The 22,063-nt window shown below is 59.0% G+C and carries 17 protein-coding genes; 7 read left to right on the top strand and 10 right to left on the bottom strand.

The features are described 5' to 3' along the window. The first annotated feature begins 2 nt into the window (after nt 1-2). The gene (gene pbpC, locus LSG25_RS03915) at nt 3-2,216 is read left to right on the top strand and encodes a penicillin-binding protein 1C (RefSeq protein ID WP_370635945.1); all 2,214 of its coding nucleotides are present in this window, start codon (nt 3-5) and stop codon (nt 2,214-2,216) included. Between the two features lie 42 nt (nt 2,217-2,258). Here the strand turns inward: pbpC and LSG25_RS03910 are convergent, their stop codons facing one another. Then, complete coding sequence (locus LSG25_RS03910; protein ID WP_232743407.1) at nt 2,259-2,396, bottom strand: hypothetical protein; 138 nt, start codon at nt 2,394-2,396, stop codon at nt 2,259-2,261. A 261-nt stretch (nt 2,397-2,657) separates the two neighbouring features. On the opposite strand from LSG25_RS03910, the gene LSG25_RS03905 reads away from it, so the two are divergent. The 3 genes from LSG25_RS03905 (at nt 2,658) to LSG25_RS03895 (ending at nt 5,378) form a co-directional block, all read left to right on the top strand. Continuing rightward, nucleotides 2,658-3,260 (top strand): hypothetical protein, encoded by a 603-nt coding sequence (locus LSG25_RS03905; RefSeq protein WP_232743406.1) that lies wholly within the window; start codon nt 2,658-2,660, stop codon nt 3,258-3,260. A 180-nt stretch (nt 3,261-3,440) separates the two neighbouring features. Then, nucleotides 3,441-3,956: a G-protein coupled receptor gene (locus tag LSG25_RS03900; protein WP_232743405.1), complete on the top strand. Its 516-nt coding sequence runs from the start codon at nt 3,441-3,443 to the stop codon at nt 3,954-3,956. A gap of 129 nt (nt 3,957-4,085) precedes the next feature. Further along, nucleotides 4,086-5,378 (top strand): aspartate carbamoyltransferase, encoded by a 1,293-nt coding sequence (locus LSG25_RS03895; protein WP_232743404.1) that lies wholly within the window; start codon nt 4,086-4,088, stop codon nt 5,376-5,378. An 85-nt stretch (nt 5,379-5,463) separates the two neighbouring features. Here the strand turns inward: LSG25_RS03895 and LSG25_RS03890 are convergent, their stop codons facing one another. From LSG25_RS03890 to LSG25_RS03875, 4 genes are all read right to left on the bottom strand, one after another. Then, nucleotides 5,464-6,366: a recombination-associated protein RdgC gene (locus LSG25_RS03890; RefSeq protein ID WP_232743403.1), complete on the bottom strand. Its 903-nt coding sequence runs from the start codon at nt 6,364-6,366 to the stop codon at nt 5,464-5,466. A 398-nt stretch (nt 6,367-6,764) separates the two neighbouring features. After that, complete coding sequence (locus LSG25_RS03885) at nt 6,765-8,390, bottom strand: MFS transporter (RefSeq protein ID WP_232744554.1); 1,626 nt, start codon at nt 8,388-8,390, stop codon at nt 6,765-6,767. Between the two features lie 71 nt (nt 8,391-8,461). Further along, entirely contained in the window at nt 8,462-9,898 is a 1,437-nt protein-coding gene (locus tag LSG25_RS03880; protein WP_232743402.1) for a sensor histidine kinase, read from the bottom strand. Nucleotides 9,899-9,965: 67 nt separating this feature from the next. Then, the gene (locus tag LSG25_RS03875) at nt 9,966-10,655 is read right to left on the bottom strand and encodes a response regulator transcription factor (protein WP_232743401.1); all 690 of its coding nucleotides are present in this window, start codon (nt 10,653-10,655) and stop codon (nt 9,966-9,968) included. A gap of 205 nt (nt 10,656-10,860) precedes the next feature. Here LSG25_RS03875 and recA point away from each other — a divergent pair, with 205 nt between their 5' ends. Both recA and recX read left to right on the top strand, forming a co-directional pair. Further along, a complete protein-coding gene (recA, locus tag LSG25_RS03870) occupies nt 10,861-11,943 on the top strand; it encodes a recombinase RecA (protein ID WP_232743400.1) in 1,083 nt (360 codons plus the stop codon). A gap of 89 nt (nt 11,944-12,032) precedes the next feature. Beyond that, on the top strand, nt 12,033-12,551 hold the full coding sequence (gene recX / locus LSG25_RS03865) for a recombination regulator RecX (protein ID WP_232743399.1): 519 nt from the start codon (nt 12,033-12,035) through the stop codon (nt 12,549-12,551). 675 nt (nt 12,552-13,226) lie between these two features. On the opposite strand, the gene cobA is transcribed toward recX, so the two are convergent. The 4 genes from cobA to nirB are packed head-to-tail and all read right to left on the bottom strand — an operon-like array spanning nt 13,227 to nt 19,529. Beyond that, complete coding sequence (cobA, locus tag LSG25_RS03860; RefSeq protein WP_232743398.1) at nt 13,227-14,027, bottom strand: uroporphyrinogen-III C-methyltransferase; 801 nt, start codon at nt 14,025-14,027, stop codon at nt 13,227-13,229. Next, nucleotides 14,024-16,744 carry a nitrate reductase gene (locus LSG25_RS03855; RefSeq protein ID WP_232743397.1) on the bottom strand — a complete coding sequence of 907 codons (2,721 nt, stop codon included), beginning with the start codon at nt 16,742-16,744 and terminating at the stop codon, nt 14,024-14,026. Before LSG25_RS03855 ends, cobA begins: the two co-directional genes overlap by 4 nt. 3 nt (nt 16,745-16,747) lie before the next feature. Continuing rightward, nucleotides 16,748-17,089: a nitrite reductase small subunit NirD gene (nirD, locus tag LSG25_RS03850; protein ID WP_232743396.1), complete on the bottom strand. Its 342-nt coding sequence runs from the start codon at nt 17,087-17,089 to the stop codon at nt 16,748-16,750. Nucleotides 17,090-17,096: 7 nt separating this feature from the next. Next, nucleotides 17,097-19,529 carry a nitrite reductase large subunit NirB gene (nirB, locus tag LSG25_RS03845; protein ID WP_232743395.1) on the bottom strand — a complete coding sequence of 811 codons (2,433 nt, stop codon included), beginning with the start codon at nt 19,527-19,529 and terminating at the stop codon, nt 17,097-17,099. Between the two features lie 392 nt (nt 19,530-19,921). On the opposite strand from nirB, the gene LSG25_RS03840 reads away from it, so the two are divergent. Beyond that, on the top strand, nt 19,922-20,977 hold the full coding sequence (locus LSG25_RS03840) for an NAD(P)-dependent oxidoreductase (protein WP_232743394.1): 1,056 nt from the start codon (nt 19,922-19,924) through the stop codon (nt 20,975-20,977). On the opposite strand, the gene LSG25_RS03835 is transcribed toward LSG25_RS03840, so the two are convergent. Continuing rightward, on the bottom strand, nt 20,945-21,895 hold the full coding sequence (locus LSG25_RS03835) for a LysR family transcriptional regulator (RefSeq protein ID WP_232743393.1): 951 nt from the start codon (nt 21,893-21,895) through the stop codon (nt 20,945-20,947). The genes LSG25_RS03840 and LSG25_RS03835 overlap by 33 nt on opposite strands. Nucleotides 21,896-22,063: the final 168 nt, after the last annotated feature.

Genomic DNA, 22,063 nt, shown 5'->3' with positions numbered 1-22,063 from the left:
CCATGTCTGGCGCAATAACCGTCGAGAATGGCTACGGCCGCGAGCGCTCCGCAGTAACGCGGCTGGTGTTGCTGGTGCTGCTCATGCTGGCTTGCGGCAGCGCCATCGCCGCCTTGCCCTCGTACCAGGAGGTCAAGGACGCATACCGCGCTTCGGACGTGCGGGTGCTCGATCGCGATGGAGGGCTCCTGCAGCGTGTTCGCCGCGACTACGAGGGCCGCCGGGGGGACTGGATTGCGCTGGGCGACATTTCGCCCGCCCTGCAAAGTGCCGTCATTTTTTCCGAAGATCGGCGTTTTTATTCTCATTCCGGTGTTGACTGGGAGGCCGTGGCGGCCGCCGCCTGGGGCAATTTATGGCATGACCAGCGTCGAGGCGCTTCGACCATCAGCATGCAATTGGTGGCTTTGCTCGATGCCGAGTATCGCCGCGGCTCGTCGGGACGCACCTGGACGCAGAAGATCGACCAGGCTATAGAGGCGCGCGAGCTCGATCGGGGCTGGACCAAGCCCCAGATTCTCGAGGCGTACTTGAATCTGGTGGCCTTTCGCGGGGAACTGGTGGGAGTCGATGCTCTGGCCAGGGTGCTGTTTCAAAAACATCCCAGTGGACTCGATGCCCGCGAGGCCGCGGTGGCGGCCGCCTTGCTGCGAGGACCCAATGCATCCAGGTCAGTGCTGACGCAGCGCGCTTGCGGTTTGCTGTCCGACTTGAATGTGCCGCAGGAGTGTCGCGGGCTGAACGATTTCATTTATCGCAGCTTGCTGCACAAGTCAGCTCGCAGGGCCGATACCGACAGCTTGGCCCCGCACTATGCGCGCCTGGTTCTGGGGCAGCATCCGCTTGCGGCAGGCCAGTCCGTCCGCACATCGATCGACGGTGCTTTGCAGCGCTATGTGATGGATAGCGTGGACCGTCATGTGCGCGCCCTGCAGGCCAGCAATGTGCGCGATGCGGCGGTGGTGGTGCTGGATAATTCCAGCGGGCAGGTGCTGGCCTATGTCGGGTCGTCGGGGGGCTTGTCCCTGACCGCTCAGGTGGACAATGCGCGCGCCTTGCGCCAGGCTGGTTCGACGCTCAAGCCGTTCCTGTATGCGCAGGCGCTGGAGCAAGAACGCTTGACCACTGTGTCTTTGCTCAACGATGCTCCACTCAGCCTGCCGACCGGCAATGGCCTGTACATACCGCAAAATTACGACAAACATTTTTCGGGCTGGGTCAGCGTGCGTACGGCCTTGGCGTCATCCCTGAATATTCCCGCCGTGCGGACACTGGTCATGGTCACGCCCGATGCATTCCAGCAGCGCCTGGTAAAGCTTGGCTTGCCGCTGGATCGCAGCGGCGATTTCTACGGTTATAGCCTGGCCCTGGGCAGCGCCGACGTCACATTGCTGAGCCTGACCAACGCTTATCGCGCATTGGCCAATCTGGGGCGCTATTCGTCGCCGCGGTTCTTATTGTCTTCGGAACCAACGCCGCAGCAGCCTGTTTTTACCGCCGCGGCGGCCTGGATAGTCGGCGATATTTTGTCGGATCGCCATGCCCGTACACGTACTTTCGGCTTGGACAGCCCCTTGACGACGCCGTTCTGGAGCGCGGTGAAAACCGGTACCAGCAAAGACATGCGGGATAACTGGACCGTGGGCTGGTCGCAGCACTATACGGTGGGCGTATGGGTGGGCAATAGCCACGGCGACAGCATGCGCGAGGTGTCCGGCGTTTCGGGGGCGGGCCCGATCTGGCACGATGTCATCAGCTATTTGCAGCGCGGACGGGAAAGCAGGCAGCCGCCCAAACCCGTAGGTGTCGTGTCGCGATCGGTCGTGTTCGACGGCAATATCGAGCCTGCGCGCAAGGATGTGTTTTTAGGCGATACAGAGGTTGGACGCGTGCATTTGAGCGCCGACCTGGTACATGCCGATCAGGATGTCTTGCGGATAATCCGGCCTGTGAACGGCACGATTCTGGCTCTGGACCCCGACATACCGCCCGCCAACCAGAGGGCTGTGTTGAGTGCCGCCAATCTGGCAGGATCGGAGGCAACAAATGTGCAGTGGCGTATTGATCGGGAAGTGGTAGGGCACGGAGGCGAACTGGCCTGGATGCCGTGGCCGGGCAAGCATCGGATCGACTTGTTGGACGCACTTGGGAATGTGCTGGATACAGTCCATATCGAAGTGCGCGGTGCGTCGGTCAGAAAGACTGCCCAACGTTAATTGCTTGCATACGTATACGTCGCGAGCGGTGCTGATCAGGACTCAGGAACGGCTGCCGCTTTCCTGCTTGGTAATCATGTGTTCGCCGTGCACAACGACGGAGCCAAATACAACGGCAAATACCAGAGTTATTACAGCAACGACCAATCCGGCGGAAAATTTAGGTTTGTTGTCAGCCACGAGGCTCTCCAAAACAATTGGGTTAACAACTAATTATGGCAGGATTCTGCTTACGTACTCATGAAATGCGGGCGCTGCCGTGATCGGGTCATGCTTGCCGAGGCAGGATTTGTGCCCGTTCTTTGAAGGCGCACTGTCGCTTTGGCGGCATTGTGTCACGTCTTTTTATATTTACACCTAAATTTTGACAAATATTGCCCGGGGTAAGTCTGCCGTCCTGTTAAACTTTTCAAATACTGTGTAACTTGTGAGGGGCATTCCATGAAAATTATTCGTCTGCTTGGCCGTATCGTTGTGCCAGCCAGCCTGGTTTTGCTGGCCGCGTGCCAGACCATGCCCGGCAAGAAAAATACGGTTGCCACGGAAACACAGCCGCAAGCAGCCACGCAGCCATCGGCAACGACCTCGCCTGAAGCTGCTCCGCAAGGTGCCAACCAGCAAGCGGCGGTGGCGGTGTTTCTGGCCGACACCACTGTTCAGCCGGGTTGGACCGCGGTGAAAATTTCGGCAGGCACTTTGTACGTGAATCCGCAGCCTGTGCTGACGCGGGTCGATCTCACGGGAGTTCGCGCGGGCACCAATAAAGAAGGCGTGGGCCTGCTTGCCCTTGACCTTAACAGCGGCGGCCAGCAAAAAGTGACTGACGTTACAACGAAGAATCCTCGCAAGCGGCTGGCCCTGGTGGTGGGCCATACGATGATGGCGGCGCCTGGGTATTCAATGCCGGTAACGGCGTCGCAACTGGTATTCGCTGTGGGTACCGAGCAAAATGCCACAGCCGCTGCCCAGGCGATAGCGGGGCCAGGTGCAAAGTCCCAAGTGGCGCCGGACCCGGTTCCTGCGGCGCCAGCTTCTTCTAAATAGGTACCGGCTCGCCCAGCGAACCCTGAAGGGGTGCGGCAATAGCTGCGCGGAGGCAAAAAACGGTACTGCGATCGGTGCCGTTTTTTGCCTGGGATATCGTAGGCGTATCATGGATATACAGGCCGGCTTGAGTCCAGGCGGCATTGCAGAAGTGGGGGTGTGCCTGCTGTGACAGACAATATGAGTTCAAACCGACTCGGACGGGCTTATGCCTATCAGGCTTTGAGCGGTGTACTAACCTTGGGATTCAAGTTCCTGGCATGGATTAACGGCCTGGGCGTGCTGGTCGTTATCTTGTGCTCGCTGGGCCTGGTTCAAGCCGATGTGTCATCTTCCACGCTGCGTTTGCCTTTGGCCGCCTTTACGGCGGGTCTGGCGTTTTGCGGCCTGGCATTGCTGTGGTTTTACCTGGTTCAGACAAGCCTGCTCGGCCAGATGATAAGCGGCCAGTCCAGGCGCTCGCATTGGATTCCCCTGTTTTGTGCCATGGTCGCCTATAGCCTGAGCCTGGCTGCATTTGTCATCGGTTGCTGGTTCACGCTGGGCTTGTCCGGCCTGGCGTCGCAAGGGGGTGACTACTCCCAGCAGTCTGAAGAGCAGGGCATTGCTCCGCTCGACCAGTCGGGCCGCGCATCCGATGATGTCGAGTCCGGATCCGGGCCTAGGAAGGTGGTGTTCTTGAATCGGCGAGCCTGAGCCTGCCTGCTTGCAACTGAATGGTATCTGTGTTTTTTTTACCATTTTCAATAAATAGTGGTCGTCAACTTCGTTTCCCAGGAATAAAATATACGCTCTGCGTATATATTCATTGAGGGGGTGATTCAGATGTCCATTTCGCAACAGGTTTTTTTACGCGATGCCATGCGTCGCCTGAATCTCACCCGCGACATCTTTGCCGGGCGTATTGGAGTCAAGCGCCGGGCGCTTGACACGTGGCTGCTGCCGGAAGGATCCCAAGAGTTTCGCGCCATGCCCGAGGTGGTTACCCGCTTTGTGACTGAAATAGTCGAAAACGACACCTTGTTGCAAAAGTATGCGCAAAGCGCACAGTCGGGCCCTTTGCGCGAGAGAATCGCTTACGAGGGGAAGCATCAGCTTTTATCTGTCGATCAGTTTTCACGTGAATCGGTGGAAGAACTGTTTCGCATCGCCGATCTGATGCAGCCGATTGCACGACGCCAGAAGGTGTCGCGCGTGCTTGAAGGGGCTGTGCTGGGAAACCTGTTTTTCGAAGCCAGCACGCGGACCCGCGTCAGTTTCGGGGCCGCGTTTTGCCGTTTGGGTGGTTCGGTTTGCGACACCACCGGCTTCACCTTTTCGTCCATGGCCAAGGGCGAATCGATCTACGATACCAGCCGCGTCATGAGCGGGTATGTCGATGCCATGGTCATTCGCCATCCCGAAAAAGGCTCCGTGGCCGAATTTGCCCAGGCCACCAATATCCCCGTGGTCAATGGCGGCGATGGCCCGGGCGAGCATCCCAGCCAGGCCTTGCTCGATCTGTACACCATACTGACTGAATTTTCCCGTTTGGGAAAACTGCTGGATGGCGCTCATATAGCCATGGTCGGCGATCTTAAATATGGCAGGACGGTCCATTCGCTCATCAAGCTGCTGGCTTTGTACCGCGGCCTGAAATTTACGCTGATATCGCCGCGCGGGCTGGAGATGCCCGATTACATTCTCGAGCAGACCGGCAGTCGCGGCCATGTCATCGAGCAGACGCATTCGCTTGAACAAGGCTTGGTCGGCGTGGATGTGATTTATGCCACGCGAGTTCAAAAAGAGCGTTTTGCCAAGGAAGAACTGGAAGGCTATACGCCGGACTTCCAGGTCAACAAGGCGATCGTCGATAAATGCTGCGGCCCGGATGTCATCGTCATGCATCCCTTGCCCCGCGATAGCCGCGAGGGCGCGCACGATTTAAGTGTGGACCTGAATCACGATTCGCGTCTGGCGATTTTCCGGCAGACCGATAACGGCATTCCGGTGCGCATGGCAATTTTTGCCGTGCTGCTGGGAGTGGAAGGCCTGGTGCAACATTCTCAGCGCGACGTTACGTGGAACCCGCCTTCGCATATCGGCCCCGACGATAGCGTATTCCACGGCATGGATTGATTCACGGTTGGATTGAACAAGTGACGGCACCCCTTGTGGGTGCCGTTTCAGCGCGCAAGAAAATTCGTTTGTTTGCGCCAAGACCTTAAAATGTTTTTTTCTCGCCGCCCAGCGCATCGACCAGGGCGCTCATGAGCCGCGTCAGCTCGCCGGTCATCAAGGCCATGTCCGAGTCGAATTGTTCATCTTCATTATGAGAGGCGCTGTCCTGGCCTTCGCGTAAAACATCCAGGGGCGTTACGCGTTTGATGTCCATGCCTTCGGTCAGCACAAAGGAAATCCGGTCGGACCAGGTCAGGGCCAAGCGTGTGCATTGCTTGCCCGCCTGCACATGCTTCTGCACATCGTCGATATCTATGCTTTGCCGAACGTAGCGGACCGCGGCCCGGCTTTCGCTGGTCGAGCGCAACTCCGTGTCCTGATCGATGCTGAATCCGGCGGGAGCTTCATCGCCGACCAGCCAGTCGGTCATGGCCGAGGCCGGCGACAACTCGACATGCAATAGATTGACGGGGAAAGGGTCGATGGCCTTGGCCAGCATGCCCAGGACTTCGTCGCTTTTGGCGGCTGCCGCCGCGTCTATGACCAGCCAATGATTCTTGGTATCGATCCAGACGCGGGTGTCGCGATAGATGCTGAAGGCTTTCGGAGTCAGCTCGTCGATGACCTGCTCCTTGATCTCCTTCATTTGCTTGCGGCCCGGCTTGTAGCCTTGCTGCTCTTCGATATCCTGGGCCTTGGCGCGGGCGACCTGATTGATGACCGTTGTCGGCAGCAGCTTTTTGTCGGCGCGCAGGCTGACGATGAGCTGCCCGTTCAGCGCATACACCAAGCCGCCGTTTTCACGCGGCGGCACCCAGCCCAGGCTTTGCATTTCCTGCGAATTGCTGGGTTGAAATGCCTGCTTTTCGAGAGCAGTTTCGAGTTCGTCGGCGGTGCAGGACCAAGTGGGGGCGAGGCGGAATACTTTAAGGTTTTTGAACCACATAGTTTGAATCTGGATAGCGTGTGTGCGTTGTTGCGGCGCGGTCAAGCGGTCGACCTGCGTCGTAAAAGAGGGAGCGCCGATTGTAAGCCCATTTTCATGATCGGCTTGTTGCAGAGTGTTGTAGCCCCGGGGCACGGTTTGGCCATGCAAAAAAAACGGCCCGGAATGCCTAAGCACCGGGCCGATACGGGAGCACACAATGTTGCGCCATAAAAAGGCTCGCGGGGGACGCAACATCAGTGATAGAAAAAAGCTCGCGCAACTATGAAACAGGGGGATCAGTAGTTTTATAGCCGGATTCGTGAACTCTTTCTATGCAACGAATTCTAATCCTGTACGCTGACGTTAGCCTGAAACAAGCCGCGCCTCGGCAATGACCGGTACGCCATGCGTCCGGCTCAGGCATTGATATCGTTGTCGCGCGTCTCTTTAACGAAGAACGTTCCGATGATCAATGTTGTAAAGCAAATGGCGATCGGATACCACAGGCCTTCGTAGATATTGCCCGTGGCTGCCACGATGGCAAAGGCTACCGGCGGCAGGAAGCCGCCGAACCATCCGTTGCCGATATGGTAGGGCAGGCTCATGGAGGTGTAGCGTATGCGGGTGGGAAACATCTCGACCAGCATGGCGGCAATCGGGCCGTAAACCATGGTCACCAGTATGACCAGTATGGTCAGCAGCGCGACAATCATTACATAGTTGATTTGCGAAGGGTCGGCCTTGGCGGGGTAGCCGTGGCTGCGTATGGCCTGCGTCATCGATTTTTTCAGTTCGGCGGTTCGCGCGGCAAAGTCGGCTTTGCTCAGGCCCTTGCCTTCAAACGATTCGAATTCGTCCTGGCCGATGCGGGCCTTGGCCACCGAGCCTGCCGGGGCTGCGGCATTGACGTAGTTGACTGAGTTGCCCGCCATGAACGATTTGAGAATATCGCAGGAACTGGTAAAGGACGCGATGCCGACCGGATTGAACTGGAATGAGCAGGTGGCTGGATCGGCCACAATGGTGACCGGTGCGCTGGTCAGCGCTTTTTCAAGAGCGGGATTGGCGAAATGCGTAATGCCTTTGAATACCGGAAAATAGGCCAGTGCCGCAATCAGGCAGCCCGCCATGATGATGGGTTTGCGCCCTATGCGGTCCGACATTGCGCCGAAGATCACAAAAAATGGAGTGCCCAGCAGCAGGGCCATGGCGATCATGATGTTGGCTGTATTGGCTTCCACGCCCAGAGTATTTGTCAGGAAGAACAGGGTATAGAACTGCCCCGTGTACCAGACCACGGCCTGGCCTGTGGCCAGGCCGAACAGCGCCAGCAATACGATTTTAAGGTTCTTCCATTGGCCGAACGATTCTTTGATCGGCGCTTTGGAGCCCGCGCCGGCGGCCTGCATTTTTTTGAAGGCGGGCGACTCGTTCAAGCGCATGCGGATCCAGACCGAGATACCAAGCAATCCGGACGAAATCAGGAAGGGGACGCGCCAGCCCCAGTCGAGGAAAGATTCTTCGCCCAGGACGCTGCGTATGCCCAGAACCATGAGCAAAGACAGGAACAGGCCCATGGTGGCGGTGGTTTGAATCCAACTGGTATAGAAGCCGCGGCGATGTTGCGGCGCGTGCTCCGCGACATAGATGGCCGCGCCCCCGTATTCGCCGCCCAACGCCAGGCCCTGGAGCATGCGCAGCGAAATCAGCATGATGGGGGCGGCAATGCCGATTGAACTGTACGATGGGAGCACTCCGACCAGGAATGTGGACAGTCCCATGATGAGGATGGTTATTAGAAATGTGTATTTGCGGCCCACCAGATCGCCAAGCCGCCCAAATACCAGCGCGCCGAAGGGGCGTACGGCAAAGCCTGCCGCAAAGGCCAGCAGCGCGAAAATAAAGCCGGCGGTCGGATTGACGCCCGAAAAAAAGTGGCTGGCAATAATCGCGGCGAGCGAGCCGTACAGATAAAAGTCGTACCACTCGAAGACCGTCCCAAGCGAGGAAGCGAAAATGACACGCCGTTCTTCGGATGTCATGGGGCGGCGCGCGGCTGGCGAGGCGGCGCCGATAATGCCGCCGGCGGTTTTTATGGCAATCGTGGTCCGGTTCATGTGTTTGCCTCGTCGTCGGGAAGCACGTGGCTGAAACGGATGCGCAGGCGGGTTCCGGATAGATTGCCGGCTCGTGGCGTCGGTTTCATGAATTCGATTTGCGCCTGATGATGCTCGGCGATTTCCTTGACGATCGACAAGCCCAGGCCGCTGCCGTCCACTTCGCTGCCCAGCACCCGGAAGAAGCGGTCGAATACGCGCTGCTGGTTTTCCAGCGAGATGCCCGGGCCGGAGTCCTCGACCTCAAGAAAGGCCCAGTCGGGATCGCTGCCGACCCGCACCGTGACGCGCCCTTGCGCCGGGGTATATAAGAGGGCATTGTCGACAAGATTATTGAGCAGTTCGGCGAGCATCAGCGCATTGCCTCGTACGGACACGGTTTGCGTGGCTGCTTCAAAACCCAGATCGATGTGTTTATGTATCGCTGTTTCAACCCATTCCAGTGTTTGCTGCCGGGCCAGGGCATTGAGTTCGACGATGCTGGTGTGGGGCTCGAGCGATCTTTCGGCGCGAGCCAGCGCGAGCATCTGGTTGACCAGGCGTGTGGCGCGCTCCGAGCCTTTGACGAGCTGTTCCAGGCTGGCGTTCATTTTCTCGGGACTTTGCTCGCGCAAAGCCAGTTCGGCCTGGGTCCGTATGCCGGCAAGCGGGGTTTTAAGCTGATGCGCCGCATTGGCGACAAAGCGCCGCTGGGTTTCAGTGCTGGCGGCCAGCTGTGTGAGCAGGCCATTCATGGCCGCAATGAGCGGTGTGATTTCCGCCGGCGCCAGGTCTTCGCTGATGGGCGACAAATCGTTCGGGGGGCGTGCCCGGATGCGCTCCTGCAAAATGCTCAGTGGCTCAAGGCCCTGCGTCATGCCCAGGCCGGCCAGCAGCGCCGCCAGGGGCAGCACGATCAACTGAGGGGTAAGCATGCCGGTCAGGATTTCCTGCTGCAAGATGGCGCGCGGTTCGTTGGTTTCGCTGACGACCGTCAAAAACGGCTGTCCGGATTGGTCTTTGCCGCCCCATATATATGCCACACGTACGCTCTGACCCAGCAGTGTTTCGTTGCGGAACTTGATTTTGTCGACTTCGTAGGACCAGTTCTGGGGGAGCGGGATGTCGGCATTGCCGCCCAGGGATTTGCCGTTGGCGTCCTGGACCTGCCAATGAGTGGCATGCGAGCTGTCGCCGAACAGGATGGTCTGGGCAGAGGGCGACAGGCGTATTCCGTTGGCCAGCTGCTGTTGTTCCACTTCGTGCATGAGCAGGCGCAGGTGGCCGGTCAGTGTCTTGTCGTAGGGGGCGTTGGCAATATTCTGGGCAATAAAGTACGTAATGACAATACCGATTGTCCACAACAAAAACAGGGGCCCGAACATCCATATCAGGATTTTGCTCAGCAGAGTTCTGTTGGGTTTTTTTTTCTGCGGTGGAGGTGGCTTGAACAAGGCTTGTACGCTGGGCGCTGGAGATCGTTGATGTGGCGGAGCCGCCGGGCGCGCGTGCCGCGCCGCCTCAGGCGGCGAGCGAATTGTTGCGCGATTCGGGTTCGAGGCAATACCCCAGGCCGCGCACCGTAATGATGCGCGCACCGCTGGGTTCAAGCTTTTTGCGCAGTCGGTGGATATACACTTCGATGGCATTGGTGGTGACTTCTTCACCCCATTCGCACAGCAGGTCGACGAATTGGTTTTTGCTGATCATGCGGCCGCAGCGCGAGAGAAAAATTTCGAGCAGGCTGGTTTCGCGCGCAGACAGTTCGATTTGCTGGTCATGTATCCTGGCAATGCGCCCATTCAGGTCGAAGCTGAGATTCTTGTGCTTGAGCACGGTGGTGCTGTTGCCGGAGCTGCGGCGGGTAAGGGCCCGTACGCGGGCTTCGAGCTCGGTCAGGGCGAAAGGTTTGGCCATGTAGTCGTCGGCGCCCAGGTCGAGCCCCCTGACGCGTTGTTCGATGGCATCTGCCGCAGTCAGTATGAGAACCGGTATGGGGGTGTGCCGTTGCCTCAGCAGGCGCAGAACTTCGAGGCCGTGCAGTTGCGGCAGATCCAGGTCGAGGATAAGCAGGTCGAAAGCCTGGAGCTGCAGGGCGGAATCGGCGCTGGAACCGTCATTGACGACATCGACGGCGTAGCCGTCGTAGCGTAGCGAACGGGAAAGTCCATCCGCAAGAATACTATCGTCTTCAGCGATTAAAATATGCATGTCCCTGGCCTGTTGATTTTGATTCCCCCGTGGAATGTTTCATTTTGACACGTGGCCGGAACGCCGACCAGTAAGGGATAACGATGAATTCGGCGAATATTTTTATTTACTGTTTGTTTATACAGTATAATTTGGTGCAATAATCATTCGGATCATAGTGGGCGCTACCGCGTCCAACTTCAATTTTTTTAGCCAAGGATCGTACATGGACGACAAAAATAGCAAAGCCGCTACCGCCGAGCGCGCCAAAGCACTTGCTGCCGCCTTATCGCAAATCGACAAGCAGTTCGGCAAAGGTTCCGTCATGCGCTATGGCGACAACAAGGTCGAACACGATATCCAGGTGGTTTCCACGGGTTCGCTGGGCCTTGACATCGCCCTGGGCGTAGGTGGCTTGCCGCGCGGTCGTGTCATCGAGGTCTACGGCCCCGAATCGTCCGGTAAAACCACACTGACCCTGCAAGTCATTGCCGAGATGCAAAAAGTGGGCGGTACCTGCGCTTTTATCGATGCCGAGCACGCGCTCGACGTTCAGTATGCCTCCAAGCTGGGTGTCAACCTGGCCGATCTGCTCATTTCACAACCCGATACAGGCGAGCAGGCTCTTGAAATCACCGATGCGCTCGTGCGTTCGGGTTCGGTCGATCTCATCGTCATCGACTCGGTGGCGGCGCTTGTGCCCAAAGCCGAAATCGAGGGCGACATGGGCGATTCGCTTCCCGGCCTGCAGGCTCGCCTTATGAGCCAGGCTTTGCGCAAGCTTACGGCCAGTATCAACCGAACGAATTGCATGGTTATTTTCATCAATCAAATCCGCATGAAAATCGGCGTCATGTTCGGTAATCCCGAAACCACCACAGGCGGCAATGCGCTCAAGTTTTATTCTTCGGTTCGGCTCGATATCCGCCGTATCGGCGCCATTAAGAAGGGCGACGAAGTCGTGGGTAATGAAACCCGCGTCAAAGTGGTCAAGAACAAGGTGGCCCCGCCATTCAAGCAGGCCGAGTTCGATATCATGTACGGCAGCGGCATTTCACGCGAAGGCGAAATCGTCGACCTGGGTGTCCAGGCCGATATCGTCGACAAGGCCGGCGCCTGGTTCAGCTACGGTGGCACGCGCATCGGCCAGGGCAAGGACAATGTGCGCGAATATCTTAAAGAGCATCCCGACATGGCTCTTGAAATCGAAAACAGGGTACGTGAACAACTGGGCGTGATAGCCAAGGCTGCCGTAGTGGTAAGGGAGCCCGCCAACGCTGTCGAGGCGGAAGCCGAAGCCGACGAATAAGGCATGGCGCGCTTGTCCCGGCTGGCTCGATAATCGATCCAGTCGTGGCCTGCCAGCACTGCTCTTGGTGTATTTGATTGCCATTTAACATGCCAGACAAGTTCGATAACGATGATTCTTTCGAACAGCTTGCTTCTTCCGGGAGCAAGAAAAAAACTTCCGGCTTGAGCCTCAAGGCTCGTGCCGTAGGTTTTCTGTCGCGGCGCGAGCATTCACGCCTCGAACTCGAACGTAAACTGGCTGCGCACACCGACGATCCCGCCGAGTTGCAACGAGTGCTCGACGAGCTGGAGCGCGAGCAATGGCTGTCGAACGAGCGCTTTGCACAAGCCCTGATGCATCGCAAGGCGGCCCGCCAGGGCACCGCGCTCATCATGCAGGAATTAAAGCGGCATGGCCTGGCCGACGAGCAAGTCTCCGCGTTGCGCACCAGCCTGCAAAGCACCGAAGTCGAACGCGCCCGCGGGGTCTGGGCAAAAAAATTTTCGCAAGCTCCTCAAAATGCCAAGGAATATGCCAGGCAGTTTCGGTTCCTGGCTTCGCGCGGCTTTTCCGCCAATTGCCTGCGCCAGATCCTTGGCGATCAGGATGACGATTCTTCCGTTTGATATTCTTGCTCCAAGCCTTGTTTTGAACAGGCGTTCCAGCATATTTTTGGTTCGAGTGGTTTACGGGATTCGATGTTTTGGTCGCTTTGGTATTTGAAGACGCCGTCTATCGGGGCTTGGGGCCAGGACCGGCACGGCGTGCTTGATCCGGATCTACCTCGTCCAGGCGGGCGTCGGGCCAAACTCGCTACGCCGCTGGCGCGGCTACGCTCAAACATGGCCCGCCGAAAGCCCCCGCCTTCCCTACGGTAGCATCCGGCGCACGCCTTACGCCGGTCCTGACCCCAAGCCCCGATAGACGGCTCACGTAATGGCATGCCTGGAATGAGCTTGCCGGCCCAACGTATACCTCGCTGCATTGCCTCAACGCAAGCCGCAGGGTGGGCGGTGCTGTGTAGTCCGGCGGTAGTCCGGCGCCGGGTGCTGACGAAGGGAAGGCGGGGGCTTTCGGCGGGCCCTGTTTGAACGGAGCCGCGCCAGCGGCGCAGTGAGTTGGCCCGACGCCCGCCTGGACGAGGCAGACCCGGGCAGTCGGGGCGCGTAGCGCCACGACCGCTGGACGTGCCGGACTACACAGCACCGCCCACCCTGCGGCGTCTTTATAGAACTACTACCGCGCTGACACAACAGACATCCGCCCACACAGACAACACAGCCCAACCCAATAGCTCAAACCTAAACAGCTCTGGCAAGCAGGCCGGTTTCGCCGGCATCCTGCCGAGGCAAGGCCTGCGCATGCCGCACGACCTCGCCAAGGACAATAACGGCGGGGCTGGCAATACGGCTGGTTTCCACCGTACTTGCCAGATGCTCCAGTGTCGTGACGACATACCGTTGCGCAGCGCACGATACGTGCTGGACAATAGCGAGCGGAAGCGTCGCCGGGAAGCCTCCCTCCAGCAATTCGGCCAATAAGACGGCCGGCTGGCTCATGCCCATATAGCACACGAGGGTCAAGCCGCTGCGAGCCAGCGATTGCCAGTCGGGGCGAACACCATCCGCGGTATGCGCCGTGACCAGAATGACCCCACGGGATACTTCGCGATGCGTCAATGGCAGTCCCAGCGCGCTGGCGACGGCCAGTCCGGCGGTAATGCCGCTGACGCTTTCAACTTCAATGCCACGATGTGTGAGCCAAGCCATTTCTTCGCCGCCACGCCCGAAAATAAAAGGGTCGCCGCCCTTGAGCCGCGCTACCGTCTTGCCTTCCAGGGCGTATTGAGCCATCAAGCGAAGAATGAAATCTTGCGGCGTCGAGGCGCAGCCGCCGCGTTTGCCTACTTCGATGATCTTGGTCTCCGGTTCGGCTAGTTCCAGAATATCCCGTCCCACCAGGTCGTCGACCAGCCAGACCGTGCATTGTTTGAGGACACGGGCGGCCTTGAGCGTCAGCAATTCTGCATCGCCCGGGCCGGCGCCGATCAGCCATACCTTGCCGGGAGAGGGCAATTTTCCAATGTGCGCAGATGTTTTCATGCTGTCAGCTCCGTAGTCGCATGGTCTTGAATCATTCGCCTGATTTGGGCAACGCAGGATCCGCAGCCGGTTCCGCATTTCAGGGCGGCCTGGATGCCCTCCAGATTCTGGCCTGCTTGTATGGCCCGGCTTATGGCGTCTTCACTGACGTTTTCGCAGGCGCAGACAATATGGGTGCGTATGGGCGGCTTTGTACGGCCCATCAGCACCAGGCTTATATTGCCCGGGGCTTTCCCGTCGTCGGCCCACTGCAGCAAGGCGGCGTCGGCACGTACATCGCCGGCCAGCAAAAACGCGCCCAGGCCAGGCCCGGAGCGCCGGATGCGGCGAATCACACCGCGGGCGGGATCGTCGAAAGCCAGGTCGGGCTGACCCAGATGCAAGTCGTCGATCAAGGCCTGGAGCACATTCGCGTCTGCCTTGGCCGGGCTTGCAAGGCGCAGGCGCACCCCCTCCATGCCGATCGCAGTCGGCAAAACTACGGCATAGGGGAATGCGTTCAGCCATTTTCTCAGCCTTTGCCGCAAGGCGGCGCTGGGACCGTGAATCCAGGCGCTGGCCTGCCACGCGTAATTCAGCCGTTCTATGCCGATCGCGCTGTGCTTCAGTTCGGGCTGATGCGAAATCGGATCGCCGATGCTGTTGCCCAATGCGTTGACTCCGTCGCCGGCCATGAACGCGCTGCCCCAGTGCATGGGCATGAAGGCGTGGCCGGGTTTCAGGCCTGGATCCCGCAGTGCTGGAACAATGACCTCTCCGCGCCTGGATTTCATTCTGACAAGCGTGTCGTTGTCGATTTTCAGGCGCTGCATGTCGGCTGGATGTAAATGCAGGCGCGGCTCTTCCTCGTGGCGAGTCAGCGCCGGCACCAGGCCGGTACGATTCATGGTGTGCCACTGATCGCGCAGACGTCCTGTGGTCAGGCGCAAGGGGTACTGTGCGGATACTGGATCCGCGACCGGTGTATAGCCCACGTCCATGAATCGGGCGCGTCCGCTGTCGGTGGGGAAAATGCCCTCCTGGTACAGACGCACCGAGTCGGTACGCGCTGAGGCATAGGGCCATTGCTGTGGGCCTTCCGCTTCCAGCCTCGCATAATTCAGTGCGCTGTAGTCCAGGTCGCGGCCGGCTGTGGAACGTACATGTTCCGCGAAAATGGCGGCCTCGTCGCGGTAGTTGAACAGTGCGACCTTGGCCGGGGCGATTTTCGCCGCCAGCCTTTTGGCTATTGCGCACGCCAATTTCCAGTCAGGCTTGGCGTCGCCCGGAGGTTTGATGGCGGCACGCACGCGGCTGATCCGGCGTTCCGAGTTGGTGACGGTGCCTTCCTTTTCCGGCCATGTCGCGGCGGGCAGGATCAGATCGGCATACGCCAGGGTTTCGGTGTGGGCAAATGCCTCCTGAACAATCACGAATTCGGCTTTTTCCAGGGCGGCACGGACTTTGGCTTGGTCCGGCATGGACTGGGCCGGGTTGGTGCCGGCGATCCAGAGCACCTTGATTTTCCCGGCCAGCACGGCGTCGAACATATCGACCGCTGTGAGCCCTGGGATTTCAGGCAATCGTTCTACGCCCCACAAGGCGGCGACCTCCGCCCTGTGGCTGGCATTGTCCGGATCGCGATGGCCAGGCAGCAGCGTGGCCATGCCACCGGCCTCGCGGCCACCCATCGCATTGGGCTGCCCCGTCAGCGAAAAAGGGCCGGCTCCCGGCTTGCCGATTTGCCCGGTCGCCAGATGCAAATGAATCAGCGCCGCATTTTTAGCGGTACCGCTGCTCGATTGATTCAAACCCATGGTGTAGAGCGATAGCGTCGATCTTGCCTGGGCAAACCAGCGGGCGCATTGAATAATATCGGCTGCCGGAACGCCGCATAATTCCTGGGCCGATTTGGGAGTGAAGTCGTGGATGCGTTGTTTAAGCGCTTCGAAGCCCTCGGTGTGCTGCGCAATGTAATCGCGGTCGATCAAATCTTCCCACACCATGACATTGAGCATGGCGTGAAACAGTGCTACATCGGTACCGGCCGAGATCGGCAAATGCAGGTCCGCAATTTCGCAGGTGTCGGTGCGGCGTGGATCGACCACAATGATTTTCATGGAGGGGTTGCGGGCCTTGGCCGCTTCCAGGCGGCGAAACAGCACAGGGTGCGCAAAGGCCATGTTCGATCCGGCTATGAATACCGTTTCGGCATGATCCAGGTCTTCGTAGCAGGCCGGGGGGGCATCTGCGCCCAGAGTGAGCTTATAGCCCGAGACTGCGCTGGACATGCACAGCCGCGAGTTGGTGTCGATGTTGTTGGTGCCTATCAGCGCCCGCGCCAGCTTGTTGAACACGGCGTAATCTTCAGTCAGCAGCTGTCCCGAGAGATAAAAACCTATAGCATCCGGTCCATGGCTGTGGAGGGTGTCGGCCAGTTTGCGGGCGGCAACCGTCAGGGCGCTCATCAATGCGATATTGCGGCGCGGCTCATTTTTATGCCGGCGCAACTGGGCCGACACAATGCGGCTGTCATCATGCCTGACCGTGGCCGCCAGGTTCAGGCCTTTGCTGCACAGTTTGCCCCGGCTGGACGGATGATGGATATCGCCGGACACTTCCACGACGCGGTTGCCCTGGCTGCGGATCTGTACGCCGCAACCAGTGCCGCAATAGCAGCATATGGATGATACGGTCCGCAATGGCGCGGCCGGTTCCGGGCGGGGCGAATCATTCATGTTCTAGGCCTCGCGCGCCAGGTTCAGATAGACCGTGCCCGCTTCGACCTTGGCGGCCACGGTGCGCGCGCAACCCTTGTCGGGTGCCAGGGCCTGGCCATTGTCGAGCGCTATAGTCCAGCTGTGCAGGGGGCAGGTAACGAAGTGGCCGTGAACCAGGCCGGCCGACAAGGGCCCTCCCTTGTGCGGGCAGCGGTCCAGGACGGCAAAGACATGGTCGTCCGAAGCCCTGAATACCGCGATATTGTCCGCTCCGGACTGCTGTACGACCCGCGACCCGGCTCTGGGTATTTCGCCGAGAGGGCAGATGGCGGTCCAGTTGTGTGTCAAAGTGCTTGTGCTCATATCGGTTTCACGCAGTCAGGGTTTCGAATTCACGACGGGCCGAGGGGCTTTCTATGCGTTCCGCCCAGGGATCTTTTTCAAAAGACAGGGCAAATTTCAGGCGTGCGTACAGCTCGGCGCGATTGCCCGCATCGTTGATGACCCTGGTTTTGGCATGCTCCAGGCCGACGCGGCTCAGGTAGTGGCAGGTGCGTTCCAGGTAGAACGCTTCTTCGCGGTAAAGCTGCAGAAAGGCCCCGGAGTATTCCAGCACCTCTTCCGGTGTTTTTACCTTGGCGAAGAACTGCGCCACTTCGGTCTTGATGCCGCCATTGCCGCCTACGTAGAGCTCCCAGCCGGAGTCCACGGCAATAATGCCTATGTCCTTGATGCCGGACTCTGCGCAATTGCGCGGGCAGCCCGAGACGGCCAGCTTGACCTTGTGAGGGCTGCTCATTCCCACCAGGTCTTTTTCCAGGGCAATGCCCATGCCGGTGGAGTCTTGTGTGCCGAAACGGCAAAACTCGCTGCCGACGCAGGTTTTGACCGTACGCAAGCCTTTGCCGTAGGCGTGGCCCGAAGGCATGTCCAGATCTTTCCAGACATCGGGCAGGTCTTTCTTTTGCACACCCAGCAAATCGATGCGCTGGCCGCCGGTGACTTTCACCATGGGCACGTGGTATTTGTCCGCCACATCGGCAATCCGGCGCAACTCGGCCGGATTAGTCACCCCGCCCCACATGCGCGGTACAACGGAATAAGTGCCGTCCTTCTGGATGTTGGCGTGCATGCGCTCGTTGGCCAGGCGGGATTGCGCATCGTCCCTGGCTTCTCCTGGCCAAGTCGACATCACATAGTAGTTGAGAGCCGGGCGGCAGGTGGCACAGCCATCCGCACTGCGCCATTCCAGGAATTTCATGGCGTCCGAAATGGATGTCAGATGATGGTCCCTGATGGCCTTGCGGACTTCGCCGTGGGTAAAATCGCAGCAGCCGCATATGGCTTTTTCGGATTTGGGCTTGATGTTGGCGGCGCCGCCCACGCAGTTGATCAAGATCTGTTCGACCAAGCCGGCGCACGAGCCGCAGGAGCTGGCGGCTTTGGTATGTTTCTTGATTTCATCGACGGTGAACAGGCCTTGTTCGCGTATGGCCTTGACGATGGTTCCCTTGCATACGCCGTTGCAGCCGCAGACCTCGGTATCGTCGGGCATGCCCACCACGCTGTTCTGTCCGGCGTGGCCGGTATCGCCCACCGAACCTTCGCCGAACATCAGGTGGTCGCGCAAATCGTTGATCGATTTCGCTTCCCGTATCAGGCGGAAATACCAGGCGCCGTCGACGGTATCTCCGTACAGACAGGCGCCAATCAATCTGTCGTCCTTGATGACGAGCTTTTTGTATACGCCGCCTATAGGGTCGGACAGCGTGATGGCTTCGGTGTCGCCGCCGCCCGTGTAATCGCCCGCCGAAAACACATCGATGCCGGTGACTTTGAGCTTGGTCGAAGTCACGCTGCCCGGATAGCGCGAAATGCCGAAAAACGCCAGGTGATTGGCGGCGACTTTGGCCTGTTCGAACAGCGGCGCGACCAGGCCGTAGGCCATGCCGCGATGGCTGACACATTCGCCCACGGCGTAAATGCTGGGGTCGTAGGTTTGCAAGGTGTCATTGACGATAATGCCGCGATCGGTGTGTATGCCGGCCTGATCCGCCAGTTCTGTATTGGGCCGAATGCCGACTGCCATCACGATCAGGTCGGCGGCCAGTTCGCTGCCGTTCTTGAAGCGTATGCCTTTGACCTTGCCCTCTTCATTGCCCATGATCGATTCGGTCTGATGCTCCATCAGAAACTCCAGACCGCGTTGCTCCAGGCTGGTTTGCAGCAGGCCGGCGGCGGCACTGTCGAGTTGGCGATCCAGCAGGCTCGAGCCCAGATGCACGACCGATACTTTCATGCCGCGCACAGCCAGGCCATTGGCCGCCTCCAGCCCCAGAAGCCCGCCGCCGATGACAACCGCGTGCTTGTAGGCGGTGGCTGCATCGATCATGAGGTTGACGTCGCGTATGTCGCGGAAAGTTACGACGCCATTCAAGTCGCAGCCCGGAATCGGCAGGATGACGGGATTCGAGCCAGTCGCCAACAAGAGGCGGTCGTACCTGGCTACTGTTCCATCGTCGGCATGGACTTCTTTACGGGCGCGATTGATCTTGACGACTTTACGGTTCAGCAGCAGCTCGATATGGTTCTGCGCATACCAGTCCAGGTCATTGAGAATAATGTCCTTGATGGTTTGCTCGCCTGTCAGCACGGGCGACAGCAGGATCCGGTTGTAATTGGGATAGGGTTCGGAACCGAATACAGTAATGTCGTACAGAGTCGGGTCCAGCTTCAAAAGCTCTTCCAGGGTTCTGACACCGGCCATCCCATTGCCGACCATAACGAGTTTCAGCTTTTTCATAAATGCCTGCTTTTCAGTCAATTGGATATACAGAGAAAACGGGTCTTCGGTTTTTGTCGGCCTGAATGCGGCAGTCGGCAAACCATGAGGAACCGTTGATCTTCAATAGGTATCAAGCAATTAGCGTGCCAGTTTTTTTTCATGGAATAGGGCGCCGCGTACGCTTCTGCTTGCACTGGGGCGGTGCGCCGGATCGGGATTCCAGGCTTTGTGCACTATTAATGTGCCGGCTCTTGTGGGTGCTGTGGCGGGCGTGTGGCCTGCCCGGACACACAGGCAGGCAATAACACAGATGCCTGCCCGGGCGGGCACGGGATTTGCTTGAGTAGAAGAATCCGCTGGCTGGATTGCGCACTGGGCGCAGGCCGGGTCGAAGCGCGGGGAGGGTGCGGATGCGGCTATTTCCAATGTTCTGCGATGTGCGGGGAAAAGATGTGCTGGTCGTGGGCGGCGGCAGCGTTGCCTTGCGCAAGGTGCTTTTACTGCTTGATGCCGGCGCCCGGGTTTCCGTGGGTGCGCTGGCCATATGCGGCGATATGGCGCTGCTGGTCGAGCGGGGCAGAGTGCTGCACCGAGAGGGCGCCTATCATCGAGGATGGCTGGCAGGGCAGTGTCTGGTTATTGCCGCTACCAGCGATCGGCGGGTGAATGCATGCATTGCGCAGGACGCCGCGGCACTTGATTTGTGGGTGAATGTCGTCGACGATCCCGAGTTGTCCAGCTTTCATGTGCCGGCGATTGTGGATCGCTCACCCATGGTGATTGCGATCTCTTCATCGGGCATGGCGCCCGTGCTCGCCAGGCGCATGCGGGAAAGGCTGGAAAGTCTGCTGGACCGGAACTGGGGATCTCTGGCGCAATTGGCCGCCCGTTATCGGGCGGGAATACGTAAGCGATTCGGCGTTGTTTCCGAACGCCGCCGTTTTTATGCCTGGATGCTCGATGGGCCTGTTGCGGCACATATCAGGCAGGCGCGTTTCGCGGAAGCCGAAAGCACGCTGGCGCAGGCATTGGCCGCCGGAAGTTCTTTTGCAGACGGGCTTGTGTCGTTTGTGAATGTGGGCTCTCGCGACCCGGGCTTATTGACCTTGAAGGGTTTGCGGGCCTTGAATGAAGCGGATGTGGTGGTGTACGGCCGCGACATCGGCGACGGCGTGCTGGCTTTGGCCAGGCGCGACGCCGACATGTGCGAATCGAACGTGGATGCAGGTTCTTTGTGCGGCGACGGCTTCCGTGCTCAAACTCTAGGCTGGGTGCGGGAAGGCTTGCGTGTCGTGCATCTGCTTGGCGCGGGCGACAATGCGGGGCGGGAGGCGCTGATGTCGCATTTGTTGTCCATGAGCATTTGCTGCGAATGGATTCCGGGTGTTGCCGGCATCGATCCGCGCTGCCCCGCGCCGGCAGGGGCTGAGGGCTTAGTGCCGGCTGGTTACGCCGCTGGTGCCTGACGGATGAACCGCTTTGATGCCGTTCAGGGTGCGGAAGCATGTTTCGCGCGCTTGAGCCATGAAAGCGCTCAAATAACTGGCCTCGGCGTCTTCAATGCGCACTGCCGCATACAGCGTGCGCCAGACTCCCTGAGCGCCCAGGTGGCAGATGCGCAGCCAGCCTTGGTTCAGGTATTCGGTGAGCGCCCAGTTCGGCAGTGCGGCAACGCCGCGCTGGCTGGCAACCAGTTGCACAATGATAGGGGTCAGTTCGGCTTTGCGCAGGGCGGCCGGTTCAACGCCGGCTGGATCCAGGAAGGTCGTGAAAATGTCCAGCCTTTGTTTTTCGACCGGGTAGGTAATAAGCACCTGATCGGCCAGTTGATCGGGCTCGATGTATTTGTACTGGGCCAGAGGGTTGGCGGCCGAGACCGCCAGCACCAGCTCATAACTGAACAGGGGCAAGTACTGAATCACATCCATCGCTTGCGGGTCGGAGGTAATCACCACATCCAGGTCGCCCCGTATCAGAGCGGGCAGGGGGGCGAATGAAAACGCCGCCGATAAATCCAGAGCCACATCGGGCCAGTTCTGCCTGAACGCATCGAGCGCGGGCATCAGCCACTGGAAACAGGAATGGCACTCGATGGCCAGATGCAGGCGACCGGTGCGCCCGGCCGCCAGGCGCTGCAACTCGCGCTCCGTGGCTTTCAGGCGAGGCAATATTTCGTCGGCCAGGGCCAGTATGCGCAGTGCCGCGGTGGTCAGGCGCGCAGGGCGTGTACGCCGATTCAGGAGCGGGGTTTTGAGCCTGACTTCCAGGTCGCGCAGTTGGTGCGATAGCGCCGACTGAGTGACGTGCAGGCGATCGGCCGCTTCTTGCAGGCTGCCCGCTTCGCGTATGGCGGTCAGAGTTTCCAGGTGGCGGATTTCTAGCATGTGAGCTTGGGCTGCAACAATTGAATAGGTGTGGAATAGCGGAGCGTGGGCGCCGAGTCGGGGTGGCTTACACGCTATTATATGAAAAAAATTCAAGTTATGGATGTTGTATTTGATTTTGAATCATCAAGTGTGCGGTGCACAATATCAATACTTGATAATTCCTTG

This window comes from Paralcaligenes sp. KSB-10, assembly GCF_021266465.1.
Taxonomy (GTDB): Bacteria; Pseudomonadota; Gammaproteobacteria; order Burkholderiales; family Burkholderiaceae_B.
Note: the sequence above shows the minus strand (reverse complement) of the source record. Positions and strands in the feature narration are given on the sequence as shown.

Bases quoted from the DNA above. Each gene is read 5' to 3' on its own strand.
- nirD (WP_232743396.1), bottom strand. From the start codon at position 17,089: ATGAGCACAAGCACTTTGACACACAACTGGACCGCCATCTGCCCTCTC.
- LSG25_RS03840 (WP_232743394.1), top strand. From the start codon at position 19,922: ATGCGGCTATTTCCAATGTTCTGCGATGTGCGGGGAAAAGATGTGCTG.
- LSG25_RS03890 (WP_232743403.1), bottom strand. From the start codon at position 6,366: ATGTGGTTCAAAAACCTTAAAGTATTCCGCCTCGCCCCCACTTGGTCC.
- recA (WP_232743400.1), top strand. From the start codon at position 10,861: ATGGACGACAAAAATAGCAAAGCCGCTACCGCCGAGCGCGCCAAAGCA.
- LSG25_RS03855 (WP_232743397.1), bottom strand. From the start codon at position 16,744: ATGAATGATTCGCCCCGCCCGGAACCGGCCGCGCCATTGCGGACCGTA.
- LSG25_RS03895 (WP_232743404.1), top strand. From the start codon at position 4,086: ATGTCCATTTCGCAACAGGTTTTTTTACGCGATGCCATGCGTCGCCTG.
- recX (WP_232743399.1), top strand. From the start codon at position 12,033: ATGCCAGACAAGTTCGATAACGATGATTCTTTCGAACAGCTTGCTTCT.
- LSG25_RS03875 (WP_232743401.1), bottom strand. From the start codon at position 10,655: ATGCATATTTTAATCGCTGAAGACGATAGTATTCTTGCGGATGGACTT.
- LSG25_RS03835 (WP_232743393.1), bottom strand. From the start codon at position 21,895: ATGCTAGAAATCCGCCACCTGGAAACTCTGACCGCCATACGCGAAGCG.
- LSG25_RS03900 (WP_232743405.1), top strand. From the start codon at position 3,441: ATGAGTTCAAACCGACTCGGACGGGCTTATGCCTATCAGGCTTTGAGC.
- LSG25_RS03905 (WP_232743406.1), top strand. From the start codon at position 2,658: ATGAAAATTATTCGTCTGCTTGGCCGTATCGTTGTGCCAGCCAGCCTG.
- pbpC (WP_370635945.1), top strand. From the start codon at position 3: ATGTCTGGCGCAATAACCGTCGAGAATGGCTACGGCCGCGAGCGCTCC.
- cobA (WP_232743398.1), bottom strand. From the start codon at position 14,027: ATGAAAACATCTGCGCACATTGGAAAATTGCCCTCTCCCGGCAAGGTA.
- LSG25_RS03885 (WP_232744554.1), bottom strand. From the start codon at position 8,390: ATGACATCCGAAGAACGGCGTGTCATTTTCGCTTCCTCGCTTGGGACG.
- nirB (WP_232743395.1), bottom strand. From the start codon at position 19,529: ATGAAAAAGCTGAAACTCGTTATGGTCGGCAATGGGATGGCCGGTGTC.